This is a genomic window from Paenibacillus sp. MABNR03 (assembly GCF_050455445.1).
In the GTDB taxonomy this organism is placed as follows: domain Bacteria; phylum Bacillota; class Bacilli; order Paenibacillales; family Paenibacillaceae; genus Paenibacillus; species Paenibacillus xylanilyticus.
In genome coordinates, this window is the sequence record NZ_JBCIYR010000001.1 from 1171893 (window position 1) to 1184961 (window position 13069).

The following is a 13069-nucleotide window of genomic DNA, read 5'->3' on the forward strand; positions in this document are numbered from 1 at the left end:
GGGCATACGCGATCCAATTATTTTGATTTGGAAGTAACAAAAGATGGTATTAATTACCAATATGTCATAAGTAACGTGGCCAGTCAATAACAGGCTGCCTATAAAACATTTGAATTTGAACCGGTTCAGGCCAAATTCATTCGTTATGTCGGGCAAGGAAACAAATCCAATACCTGGAACAGTATTTTGGGTGCATGAGGATTAAAAATGACGTAGGAAAGAATCAAAAGAATATTCGGTATTAATAATATGCGCTCACTATAAAACTGTAATGGGTGCATATTATATTTGGATAGATTAGATTGGATAGCTGAATTGTGGAGATAATACGATATTAGAGATGTTGTTGTGATTAAAATATGGATCACATATTTATCCATATGAAATTGAAAATTTCTCGGGGGTTATAAATAACAAAAGCCACATTTATCCATGTTAAAAGATCGAAAGACGGTATGATTTGAATTGTAGTTGAATTGTAATATAGGAAAGACATATTTATGATGAGTCGTCAAAAACTTTAGTACTGTTTCACAAAACTCGTATTTTGTACATATGTATATCTCCGATGTTTCTCCACTTAACTATTGTATTAACAATCATAATGTCTGAGGACAAGAACATTGTTTCTTAAAAGACAAGAACATTGTTCCTTAGGCTTAAGTTCCTCTTTCTCACCTTCTTAACAAGAACAAACAAAAAAACGTTAATCAATTTTACCACGAAGATTAACGTTTTTAAAAATTCAATTTTTTCACATATGCTTCAACTGATTTTTGGAGTTTAATAAGATCCATATCTGGTTTGCTTCCTCTGACCATCAGTGCAACTGCATGTGGTGTATACGAGTTCATTGCTTTAATGTTGCTACGAGCAGTCTCATTTTGGTTAGGACAATCGAATTTAATCGATATAGACTCATTACTTTTTGAAAGGTGATACTCAATATAATTTATTTGCTTGTTAATGCTACACTTGAGAGCTACTTTCGGAAATGATTTATCTCGCATCTCAAGAATTTCTCCCCATTTAGGAACATTGATTTTCTCACTTCTCTTCCCTGCTATTTCAAACCAAGCTCTGAAGAAACTCTCACTAAATTCACTAACCAGTTTCTCAAGAAACCAAAATATAATATTTCTATCAATAGTTCCATATGTCAATTTTTGAAACGTTATAAGTTGTGTTACGAAATATTCTATGTGATCTTCAATTAACATAGGAGCAGTATTCGATGTTAGGTCATCTCTTGTAGGATCAAACCCATAGAAAAGCACTTCCTTCAGTAAAGATTTTCTCCAAAAAACATAAGCATATGCATAGGGACAAATTAAAGGAAATTCCGCTAAGTCATCCTTCTTTTTAAGTTCCAATAGTTGATGGATGCAATGATGATGGTTCCGAAGAATTCCTTGAAGTAAATTCTTCTCAATTTTCTGGAAAGTTTTTGAGCAGATTTTTAATTGTTCTTTTCGAAAGAGATTCGAGTGAAAATAATTTTGCTGAATAGGCTCGCTTGAAACAATATGTTTAATTTCTTCAGGTTCTTCTTCAATTAACATTTTTAGATTACAATGATTAGGATGGACAATCCATTTTGTCTCCAAGTTTTCTTGATTCATGTTCGATTGAATCCAACGCAGAACTGCTTGGTTTATATGTTCTGCCCCCATCCATTCGTTCCAACTAGATTCATGAAATATAGCAAGCCTGTGGCCGCACTTACATTGAAAAGCACAGTCTAATCTTTTATTAGACAAAAGAAAGGGTATCCCTTCTTTGCAATTTGGACATATATTGTTCAATTTAAGCTCATGAAATACGCATTCATCAAGTAACTTGAACTGGTGTAACCAAGAGTGAAATCCCCCCTCCAAACACTTTGAACACCAATGTAAATCTTTATAGAACCATGGATCTGGACTATTAAAATAAGCATGAAATGGTGAGATCAACGACTGAATAATTTTCTGATTGTGCTCCTTTAAATTAAAACCAAGTATTTCATCTAGTAGATCTAAATTAAACCCAGTCAAGCACATAAGTTCTCTGTGAACGTCACCAATATGTTGTTTCATACCTTTAACTTGAGGCGTGCCAAATACATGTAATATCTCGTTTCGACCTACGAGATTAGCTAAAGATACTTTTTCAAATATTGACCAAGGTGATTCGTATTCATAAATCCAATCCTTTCTCCACACGATATTCATTTTGTACCTTCCTTAAGTGCTAAAGCCATATAGATTTCAGATTCGATATAACCCGTTATTTTAATGGCCTCCAACCATTGTTGTGAAGTAATCCATTCAAACTTATCCCCGTGTGCTCCGTAAATTTTCAGAGCGTTTTCCACGGCATAAGTAAAATACTCCATAGGAATTTCAAGCTTTGATGTTACACCATGTTGCTTGCGAAGGTCCATAAATTGTCGATAAATAATATCAGCATCTTTCTCTAGACGCTGCCCATTAGCATATGCTTCCGGAAAAAAGTATTGGGTAAAGCTACAATTACTGTTTTCCGGGTATTCCGAAATTTCAGATGAATCGTAGCAGCGAAGAATACTTTTGATGTCTCCTAGTGAAGTGATACCGAAGAAACGGTGCTCATGTGTCATAAATCGCCCGATAATTTGTGACTTTCTTTGTCCAAGAAAAAAAGTCCTCCTAGTCAGTAACTCTTCTTGCCCTACACAGATCACTGACATACTGATCCTTGCACGATCAAGTTGATTGTATATGTCTATTAGCCAATGATAGTGAGCTTCGGTTAAATTTTGTCCTTCATCCATAATGACGATGACCCTCCTTGTGCCAGATGTCTCCGCCTTCTCTTTTAGCAAATTAACGATTTGATTTCTCATTTCACCCGGTTTTCTTCGTGCTATAAACGGAAAGTTGAAATCATACAGGAGATCAGAATAAAACTTCTCTTCGCTAGGAACCCTGTATGAATTACTGTTAGCAATAAATATAGGGATTGGTGATTGAAGATAATTTGGTAAGTTCTCTATTGCAAACTTCAATGCTGTTGTTTTTCCTAAACGGGGGCGCCCGTATACAATCATTCCAGGTAATCGATTCATTACAATTTTTTTAATGTTTTCCATTAATCGAAGCACTTCTTTAGTTGGGAGCTTGTAGTGTCCCACTTCAATGGGGTGTGTTCCTACAGGTACAACTTGTTTACTCATTACTGATCTCTCCTTAATTAATACATTTTAGTTTTAAATTGTTTTGCTAAACGATCGTAATTGCCCATTTCATCTAGCTTTTCTCTATTCATTTGTTCTTCGCGTACTTTATCCAGCATTTCATGCTGGACTAAAGCTTCTTCCAAAGCTTGTTTTCGATCACTTGGTGAATTATCCGGTTTGTACGTACTCTCTTCCATTAGTTTGACATGTTTATTTACCATCTTTTTTGATTTTTTTTGATTCATAATATATTGAGTATAAATATAGATAGGATCATCCCACGTTGTTAAATGAATCAAACCTTCTTTTACTAAGGAATTGATCGCTTTTCTTGTTTGTAATGAGTGTGGAGTTAAAGACCACCTCCCACTTGCTGTCAAATATCCGAACTCACTTCCATCCGGTAGAAATGCTTTTAGAGTCCTTAAATCATCAACATTCACATGAAGGGTAACCTCCGTGTTTATCAAAAATGCTGAATTTGCAAGTTTATCACTTCGATAAGGCACCCCTTCATATTGAATATACGGTTTCTTACCTGATCCCAGTGACCCTCTGATAGTTCGTTTTTGTATCGTTTGCATAAAGAGTATCTCCGATCGTTTATCTTCCTCTAAAATTCGTGGCGTTAGCCCAGAAACATTCAATCTTTTCTCAAGGAGTTCTAAAGGAGTCTGATGGTATATTCCACCGTGAGGTGTCCCATTGTAATTTGAGATTAATACATCAATGAGCTGTTTTAAGTGCTCATATGTAATGTTCAGTTGAATAGCTTGTTTTTCAGGATCTTTTCTTCTCGGATCCTTTGGTCCACTTCCTGTAGTGTTTGGCAAACGATGAAATCCATTTTCCTCTAATGTTTTGAAAAAACGTTCTATAATCCCCCTTCTCATAGGGAGAGCTACCGGTCCAAAATTCATAAAACAACCAATTAAATTCTCAAGGCGATCTTTTACCATTCGAGCATAATGAGATTTAGCATTATCTAAACAAATAACATCCCACACAGCCCATGCTATTTCTGGAAACTTCTCTGAGGGAAATCCCCCTATTGGATGATAAGACAACCCTGGAATCGTAAGTTCTAGTCGTTTATGTGGTTTAACAGCATTTCGAGCACATTGCATAAAATCACTTGCACTATATTCATGACTTAAACTGATATGGTATCCCAAAATACTCCTTGTTGCTACATCAATGATCGTTAGAACCCAGAAACGTTCTAATACTTTTGTTACGATATCCCCTTCAGGAGTGTGCATTTCAACCACAAAATAACCATCAATTCTATGGGCATCAAATTGGACTTTTTGAAATGGAAATAAGTTTGAGAGTTGATTCTGTTGCCCTTCTCCAACGTGTCTCGCTTTTTGTAGAGCGTCGTTGCCAAATCGTTCTGCAGATCTCGTGAAATCCTCATAACTAATACGTCTAACATAACGCTGTACTGCTTTGTATCCCATCCACTCCGTATTCAAAGGGTAATCAGCTTGTGTAATTCCTTTCTTACGACATTCTTCAACGAAACGTTTGTGAATGTACTTTACTTTCATGACTGGCTCTATGGAACGTCCCTTTCTTCCACGGAATAGATCCTCTATGAGTTCTTTAAGATCAGGGTATCTTTCAAGGAAACGATTAAATTCACCAGTCCTCCGCATTTTGTTTTGTTTCTTATTGAAGACATTCAATTGATATTCTTTTACATTTTTCTGGGGAATTAGAGCTCTAAACCCCCAAACAATACCCATCTGATCATATTGCATACATCGTTTGACGAATCTTCTAACGTTTTGACGTACTATTCCCGTTTCTTGCTTGATTTCTTCTAAGCTAACTCGCTGAAAATACATTGTCACAGCCTTTTTACGGTTATTATAGATAAAACGTTCTATTTCAGTTAGGGAAGTTTCATCCACCGATGGCCATAGTTCTAAGTTCGTTTGCTCAGTTGCTAAGCCGATTTGTTCATATACCCGCTCTCTGCTCACATTTATACACCTCCAAATTTCTTCCAAAGATTTGATCTTCAATATTTGCACACACATGCCCTTCATAGTACAACCATTTAATTGCTAGGTTTATCTGATCTTCAGGATAATGTGATAAACCTTGAAATATATCTGAAATTTTTTTTCGGTCTAAGGAGATACAGTCTAGTACCTCTAACGTACATATTGGCTTTTTACTGTTGAGTACTGCTGATGTAATAGCAATCCTATTCTCAATGGAATGTCTCCCCTTTCTAATTGTTTTTTCTGTGCGAACCTCATAGGTCACATTATTCTTTCTACACCACTCTTGTTGGGCCTCAATCTGACGTTTAGTTCGATCATACTTCGGTTCTGTTGAAGTAAGTTCTCTTTCATATTTAACTTCGACAAACGTTTCCGAATAATCTCGATTTAGAATCCACATATCAAAGATTGATTTGTGAATTCTTTCATTTCGTAGATATGTTACCTCTAAAGGCTGCTCACAATATGTAATTACATCTGAGTTTGTTTCTACGGTGAGCCAGTGCTCAAACTCTAGATCACTATAAAGCTCAAGAGTACGTTTCCCCACTTTATTTCCACGTGGAATCCAATAATTGCTTCCGTATTTTTTACCTCGCGGAACCTTGATTGGCTCGTACTTCATGAATTCATTTTTGTTCAACATGATCATCCCTTCATTCTTGTTCTAATGTATGAACAAAAAACCAACTTTTTATACTTGCCTATGTATAAGTGCTGTTTCTCTATGAACATACTAGGAAGTAATAGACTAGTAGATGGAGGAGGAGTTTTGGATGTCTGAAAAAGAGTTCTATAAATGGCTCGGGGGACGTCTACGAGAACTTCGTAAGATGAGAAACCAAACACAAGAGGAGCTTTGCCAAGAATTTCATCTTGCTCGATCTTCTTTAGCTAACATTGAAAGGGGTGGGCGTGTAATTAGTGCTTACAACCTCTATTTACTTCTAGGAGTTTTGAACATACCACTTGAAACACTTTTTAATGGACAGCTTCAAAACGATTCTAACAAAGAAAGTAACCTTAGGAATGTATAAAATATAAGTATATTGGGAACAAAAGCTGTAAAAACGATACCAAAGGTGTGATAACTATGAAAGTTCAGGAATGTAAAGACCTAGAAAAATTATTAATCCGATTAGATAAAGTACCTCCTTCAGTACAGAGTTTCATTAAAACTAAAATAGACAATGGCCTGTCCCCTTCTTCTGCTTTAGAATATGTAAGAGATTTTGGTATATTCTTTAATTGGGCATCGCCAAAACTATGGCCAGATGTTGATATAAGTGTACTGACATTACAATTTTTAAATGATATAAGCCCAGATCATGTTCAACAGTATATGAATTACTTAACATCGTCTAGGAACTTACAATATTCATCGATGCTGCGAAAGATGCACTCGTTAAGGTCGCTGTTTGGGTTTCTACATCAAGAATTTGGGAACGACGGCTACCCTATTCTGAGACGTAATGTTTTTGCTTCATTTACCATGAGTAGACCTAGGAATCATAGTGAAGTTGCACATCAGTTGCAGAAAAAAATTTTACGTGCCAACGAAATCCCCGCATTCATTAAGTTTGTTCAGGAAGACGTAACAAAGATGAACAATTCTCAAGCACAATGGTTTCACAATCAAAACCGTGATCGCGATGTTAGTATGATCACCTTGTTATTGGAATCTGGAATATTAGTAAGCGATCTTGTCAATTTGGATCTCAATGATATCTGCTTACAGAATGGCTATATTATCGTGACTAGGCAACACTCCCAAATAAGAACAAAACATCGCATTTTGTTTGGAGAAAGTGCCAAAACCTATTTGCATAAATATTTAAGAGATAGAATTGACACTTATGCTCCTAAACCTGAAGAACCAGCCTTATTTTTAGCTAAACCTAACGGAGAATTGTATGGCAAACGAATTTCAAAGCGTACAATTCAAGTTATGGTTAAAAAATATGCTTCAAAATTTGGAGCTTCAGAAGTTACTGTTCGCCAGCTTACACATTCTTTTGGATTTCAATATGCAGAAAGAAATAACATACGTAATATGAAACAACAGCTGGCTCAACGGAATATTGAATCTCTCGAGAAATACTTCATTTTGTCGAGCCTACTTGAATGAACAATAATTACCCTAAGCCTTGTTAGCATTAAAGCAAGGCATTTTTTATTTCTAGGTTATTTGATTTGTTTTGTAATGTTCTTCCTAAGCTGCTTGAGTTGTTTCAATCGATGGTGGTATTCCTCCACATAATTTAAATTTCTCTTTTCTAGGCTTACCAAAGTAGCGACACTCACCTCTTGATATTTTACTGAAATAATTAGAATTGCTTCTTGATAGTTATCAATATGAACAACAGGAATCTTCCACTCTCCTTGATTTCTAGCCATGTCAAACCACCTTTTCTTGATCACTTCCCGATTGGTATATAATCTTCCGTTAAACAAAATTCCTTGAGCTGTTATGGTAGCAATTCCAACATCTGCTTTTAAGTGATTTGTCATCCTCTACACCTCCTTTATCATTTATGCCCAGACAAATTGATATATAAACTTATCATTTTAATTAAATAATCTATATACATTAATGTATCGGAGGTTTCCCATTGTTTAGACTGAATTAGAGGTGTGGCAATGAACGAACCTGTTTTAAGATTAGTAGGACAACGTGTCCGCGAATTAAGAAAGAAACAAGGATATTCACAGGAAGAATTAGGCGAAATGGCTGGTTTTCACTTCTCCTACATCGGGGGCGTCGAACGTGCTGAGAAAAATATTACCTTGTTAAATCTTCAGAAAATTGCGGATGCTCTTCAAGTCAATGTCCATGAACTCTTTTTTTACAGCAAGTATGTTAAGACTGGCAAAAATGATAAAGAGAAATTGCTAAACGAAATTAATGAGAAGCTTTGGCCTATGAAATCTTCCGATTTAAAAAAGGTTAACCTGCTCTTATCTGAATTTTTCGATAGTTAACGCAAAAAAACCGATGTATCTGACATCGGCTTTTTTGTGTTTCATTTATTCCTTCCAGGCTGCTTCACTTTGTATGTTAATCCAAGAGTATCTATTATTCTGCTGTACTAATCCCTCCATCATATTACGCTCACTCGTTAATGTTAAAAGCAAATATTTCGTTTGGATGTTCTGAACATTTAGAAGCTCATACACTTGTGATAATGAGAAGTATCTTCTAGCTGCATATAATTTTACTTGCTCCATATCAATCTTTCCAATCCGTTGTATCAGATTTTTCCCTCCTAACCTATATGCAGCATCAGAATCAATGTATGGATTTGGAATTACTACACTTAGCCTCCCTATAGGTAAGGTTACTTTGTGCTGGCTCTTTCGTAGCATCTCCTTAAATACCAGATTACGTATGGATTCCCACTGTTCAACAAAGCTAGAGTAAATCCTTTTATAATGTTTCCATTGATCTAAAAGCCAGTATATGTTGTTTTTTGTGATGTTCTTTCTATACGCACAGAGTTCCTCTTCTCTGTGGCCACTATTAGCTCTAATCGGAGAAAATCTTAAGTATTGGTTGCTAGCTGTATAGAATTCTTGAAGTGATAATTTCTCTGACTCATTTAGGTTGTTTAATTTAATTCGGACCACCTTAGATAGAACACCATGATTATCAAATAAATCAAACAATTGCTGATTTTTCAGATCGTACTCTTTAGTTGCAATAAATTTGCCAACCACATTTTGTTCTGTCCACTCAAGTCTCTGAAGTCCAAGGGATGATTGATATTCACCTATGGCTTGTCTCAGAAATTGTACTTTTGCACCTGAACTGTGCATTTGCTCATAGTTTGATGATTGAACAAAATGAATGATTTTTTCTATGCTCACTAATCTATTCTCCTTTGCCTCAGCAATTAGTGAGTGGTATTGACTACTTTTATATATTTTATTCAAAGTAAAGAGTAGTGAGTATCGGAATTGGTCTCAATATATGGATAAATGTGTCTATCTTTATCTATATTCCTCGTAATTTTTCTCATTTCATATGGTTTAATATGCCAACTGTATGAAGATATTTCTGCTATGGAGTACTGCCTGATAACCCCAATTATTAAGCAAAACATCCAATCCAAGGTTTTTAAGCGTACTAAATTATTCATTTAAACTTGTAGAATTCAATTCAACTAAGCAATTGTTGTTGCCTTTCACCTAGCATTATTTTATAAAGCTAAATGAGTTCTGAAATTTTGTGTTCCACACTTGCTTGAACGTTATTAGAATTATTTTGTTGAGAAACTTTCTATTTCAAAATGGGATTGATTGAGGAAAACATCAACATGACGTAATACTTCCAGTATCACATATATCGAATAAAGCCAGCATTTAAATGCTGGCTTTTCATTACAAATCGTTCATTTATCTTTGAGGAATGATGGCGTACCATAGTTTGCCTTTCGCTGGTAAACAACAGTTACTTCGCGATCAGGACCACCATCTAACGAAGGAGCCATGAGTTTCACTTTCGGGAGGTCACCAACTTGCTGTTGTTTAATAAACTCTTCATTCGTTTTACTCATTTTAATCCCCCATAGAGATAATTTAATGTGGTGGTCAGTTCTTGATTTTCTTCATTTAAAGTAGCAAACTCTTCAATCGAAACTTCGTCCTGACCTCGGATATGAAGAGTGACAATTTACCCAAAGGATAACACAATTCATATGCAAATGACACTCTGCCATAATAATTGAATGTCAAATTAAACAAAAAATACCGACCCTTCAACTTCAAAGGTCGGTTTACCCATTTGGGAGAAGAAAACAATGGTTTAAATGCATTATATCCACCCGGGTCAAGAATCAGTGCGCGCCCAACTGCTACAAGCCGAATTCCTTTGTCTATCGCCTCAACAACCTGATCTGCCTTCTTGATGGAACCGACACCGATCAAAGGCATCTTATGGTCAATTCGCTATTGAAGACGCTCAAGAACAGGTTGGGTCTCATGCTCATTACAAATGGATTCTCGCCAAATTTCATTCAGAGGATGGGTATAGTCCAGATTTTTTTCAGCCAATTGATCAACCAACTGGAACGTATCCTCTAACGTAATAACCGGTTCTTCTGGAGAAATGCGATAACCGACAACAAATGGTTTACTGGAATGTTGCTTCACATTATCAAGGACAGAATCGACAACTGCCCGTGGCAAGTTCATTCTATTTTCAGAGATCCACCCCAATGATCTGCCCGGCGGTTTGAATGAGGGGAGAAAACTTGCTTTGGATCCTTTCTTTTGTTTTCTCATATTTCTTCATTATAATCATTCTCCTGACTAACCAGTTTTATGATGAAATATATCGTCCACAAAGTGAATTTGTACAATTGTGCCGTTCCATGATGTGCACTACAAACTTTCTCTTCTGAACTGGAATTAATTCAACTCTCTTACCGCAAAGGGAAGTAATCCTTGTTCAAGTTTGGCTTTGTGAGTCTCATACTGTGGTGGTAACATTAAATGAGAGCCCATTGTGGAGTTTCATCATGAGCGAAACCTGGAGGATCTGTAGCATTCTCGAACAAGATTTCACCATGCTCTCTGAAGTAGATTGCATTAAAGTAATTACGATCCTGTACAAAGGTCACTCCATATCCGTTGTTATGCACATATTGCTGCCAATTGATTTGATCCTCATCATCCTCTGCTCTCCACGCGATATGATGAACTGTGCAACGCCCATTTCTCCACGCTGTACAGCAGACATCTTAAGATCAATTACATTTTCAATATCCGCTGTCGAACGATAACAAGCAATATCATCTTCACGTCCTTGATAAGATAAGTTTTGAGGAGCATCATGCCAATACTTCCAAACGAAAACTATTTCACAATCGTGCGGGTATAACTTAAAATTAAAGTATTCAAGAAAAATTATTAGCATTAACGAATCCATAAGATTCAAGCCTATCTCTTTCTTCATCCTTCATCACTGGAACAGCCCACACTAAAGAAAATTTTGCTCTGGTGTTAGCAACATAACCTATCCTTCCAGCTTCAAGCTCTTTATCAATCCACTTTTTCCAATGTCCACTTCCTGAATTATGACTGCTTGAGACTACCATAACACTTTCAAAATCTTTACCTTTAGCCGAGTGGATCGTATTTATTGATATCAAATTTAAATTATCCTTTTTGTTATATTTCAAAATTTTGCTTTTAGCAGTACCTCGGGGAGCATTTAATTTAGGTAGTGTGCTGAAATCTCTGTTTTCTTTATCATATTTTTTTAACTTTTGATAAGCTTTATCTAGTATCTTATAGGAATTTTTATTGAAATTTTTATACCAAGTAGTATACTCAACATTGTCAAATTTCGTTAAATCATCATATGCTAAGCAACCTTCTAGAAAGTCTTTAATAAAAATTCTCCATCTAAAAACAGAATCGATTGAATTTGGACAATAAAAACTGTGTTTTGCTCTAGCACCACCAAACCATTTTTGTATATGCTTGCTTGCAAGTTCAAGAGCAATTAGTCTTGAACTTGGTGTATTTTGAATCCAAAGTTGTAAAGAATCCAAAATTGGATGTTTACTCATTCGAGAATCGTTTTCTAAATCTTGTTTCATTGTCAGTTGTCTTACCAAAATAGCTGATTTTTCAAAAGGAATATCTACATTTTTTAGAAACTCAAGATATTGATTGATTATTAAAGATCGATCAGTGTATTCCAAGTAGCAGACACTTCTCTCCCCTAACTTATCTATTTCATGACCACGGATAGATAATGTGATGCCTAACAATTGGTTCGATGTTTGTACTATTGAATTGCAGCTTCTAAAGTTATCTGTCAGGAAATACTTTTTGAAGTCAGACAAAAATTGCTTAGTGGTGTTAGGATTCGCATTTTTGAATTCGTAAATTGATTGATTTAGATCTCCAATAAAATGTAGAATGACACCACTTGCCTTTAATTGATTGAGAATTTTTATTTCAACCAATGATAAGTCCTGACATTCATCTATAAAAATGTAAGGAAATCGTGTTGCTATTAGTTTTGCAATCTTGGGATTTTTTGTTAAGACGTTGAACGCCATATTGTTGATGTCCTCAAAGTTCGCGAAACCATCTTTTAAAAAATTTTGTTTTACTTTGATTATCTCATCTCGTATATATTTGATTCCTAAGGCTTGATTATTGCCAGTTTTTTCTCTATAATTTCGAATAAACTTTTGGAATTCGGCAGACTCATAATATTCTTTCAATGTGAACTTGTTACTTTCAGAATTATAAATAATTATATCTTTGTTTTCATGATCATAGTAAATTTGGTTAGCATAAGAATACTGATGAGTTGTATTACGATTTGTATAAGGAAGCTCATATTTTTTTAACCAGTGATTATCAAATATCTCCATATTTTTATCTATTAACGTATATGAAGTATCACCAGATCTATTTTTATGTTTCGAATATTTGTATCCAAAACGTTGTGCAATAAACCCATGTATAAATCCCGATAAAGTTCCAATATGGTGAGGATATAAGGAAGTTAGATCAGAAAACATTCCCACTCGTTTTTTTATAGTGTCCATAGCTTCATTAGTAAAGGTGAGCACCGCAATTCCTTGGTTCCTATAGTCCCATTTACTTATTTCATAAGCAGTTTTCATGCCAACAACTTCGGTCTTTCCGCTGCCAGCACAAGCTTCCAAATAAATGTTTTCAGTTAAAGGAGAAAGAACATATTCTAACTGCTGTTCAGTTTTCTCCTTTACTTTAGTTTCAATAAGTGAAATATATGCATCATTAATTTCATGTTTATTTCCACATAAAGTTCTTATTACTTCTTGTTCCATCCTATATTTATTATCCA

General features: G+C 35.3%; 12 protein-coding genes and 1 pseudogene. 3 read left to right on the forward strand and 10 right to left on the reverse strand.

Going from position 1 to position 13069, the window contains the following annotated elements:
• Positions 1–737 precede the first annotated feature (737 nt).
• From AAIH57_RS05050 to AAIH57_RS05065, 4 genes are read right to left on the reverse strand one after another with little or no spacing between them, the layout of a single operon-like run.
• The gene (locus tag AAIH57_RS05050) at positions 738–2213 is read right to left on the reverse strand and encodes a hypothetical protein (protein WP_430020768.1); all 1476 of its coding nucleotides are present in this window, start codon (positions 2211–2213) and stop codon (positions 738–740) included.
• Entirely contained in the window at positions 2210–3196 is a 987-nt protein-coding gene (locus tag AAIH57_RS05055; RefSeq protein ID WP_430020769.1) for an AAA family ATPase, read from the reverse strand. Before AAIH57_RS05055 ends, AAIH57_RS05050 begins: the two co-directional genes overlap by 4 nt.
• A 17-nt stretch (positions 3197–3213) precedes the next feature.
• Positions 3214–5190 (reverse strand): hypothetical protein, encoded by a 1977-nt coding sequence (locus tag AAIH57_RS05060; RefSeq protein ID WP_430020770.1) that lies wholly within the window; start codon positions 5188–5190, stop codon positions 3214–3216.
• A complete protein-coding gene (locus AAIH57_RS05065; protein WP_430020772.1) occupies positions 5168–5863 on the reverse strand; it encodes a Tn7 transposase TnsA N-terminal domain-containing protein in 696 nt (231 codons plus the stop codon). The genes AAIH57_RS05060 and AAIH57_RS05065 overlap by 23 nt, the downstream gene beginning before the upstream one ends.
• 130 nt (positions 5864–5993) lie before the next feature.
• Between AAIH57_RS05065 and AAIH57_RS05070 the strand changes: the two genes are divergently transcribed.
• Entirely contained in the window at positions 5994–6254 is a 261-nt protein-coding gene (locus AAIH57_RS05070; protein WP_430020773.1) for a helix-turn-helix domain-containing protein, read from the forward strand.
• A gap of 56 nt (positions 6255–6310) precedes the next feature.
• On the forward strand, positions 6311–7345 hold the full coding sequence (locus tag AAIH57_RS05075; protein ID WP_430020774.1) for a tyrosine-type recombinase/integrase: 1035 nt from the start codon (positions 6311–6313) through the stop codon (positions 7343–7345).
• A gap of 56 nt (positions 7346–7401) precedes the next feature.
• On the opposite strand, the gene AAIH57_RS05080 is transcribed toward AAIH57_RS05075, so the two are convergent.
• On the reverse strand, positions 7402–7728 hold the full coding sequence (locus AAIH57_RS05080) for a hypothetical protein (protein WP_430020775.1): 327 nt from the start codon (positions 7726–7728) through the stop codon (positions 7402–7404).
• A 129-nt stretch (positions 7729–7857) separates the two neighbouring features.
• Here AAIH57_RS05080 and AAIH57_RS05085 point away from each other — a divergent pair, with 129 nt between their 5' ends.
• Positions 7858–8199 (forward strand): helix-turn-helix domain-containing protein, encoded by a 342-nt coding sequence (locus AAIH57_RS05085; RefSeq protein ID WP_179264778.1) that lies wholly within the window; start codon positions 7858–7860, stop codon positions 8197–8199.
• 45 nt (positions 8200–8244) lie between these two features.
• Here the strand turns inward: AAIH57_RS05085 and AAIH57_RS05090 are convergent, their stop codons facing one another.
• The 5 genes and pseudogenes from AAIH57_RS05090 to AAIH57_RS05110 all read right to left on the reverse strand — a co-directional run bounded on the left by AAIH57_RS05090 (position 8245) and on the right by AAIH57_RS05110 (position 13052).
• Positions 8245–9084, reverse strand: coding sequence for a hypothetical protein (locus tag AAIH57_RS05090; RefSeq protein ID WP_430020776.1), 840 nt, complete (start codon positions 9082–9084; stop codon positions 8245–8247).
• A gap of 524 nt (positions 9085–9608) precedes the next feature.
• Positions 9609–9773, reverse strand: a complete 165-nt coding sequence (locus AAIH57_RS05095) for a hypothetical protein (protein WP_430020778.1) — start codon at positions 9771–9773, stop codon at positions 9609–9611.
• A gap of 391 nt (positions 9774–10164) precedes the next feature.
• Positions 10165–10410: a hypothetical protein gene (locus tag AAIH57_RS05100; RefSeq protein ID WP_430020780.1), complete on the reverse strand. Its 246-nt coding sequence runs from the start codon at positions 10408–10410 to the stop codon at positions 10165–10167.
• A gap of 216 nt (positions 10411–10626) precedes the next feature.
• A pseudogene (locus tag AAIH57_RS05105) lies at positions 10627–11023 on the reverse strand (ring-cleaving dioxygenase); the annotation flags it as partial.
• Positions 11024–11114: 91 nt separating this feature from the next.
• The gene (locus AAIH57_RS05110) at positions 11115–13052 is read right to left on the reverse strand and encodes a UvrD-helicase domain-containing protein (protein ID WP_430020781.1); all 1938 of its coding nucleotides are present in this window, start codon (positions 13050–13052) and stop codon (positions 11115–11117) included.
• Positions 13053–13069: the final 17 nt, after the last annotated feature.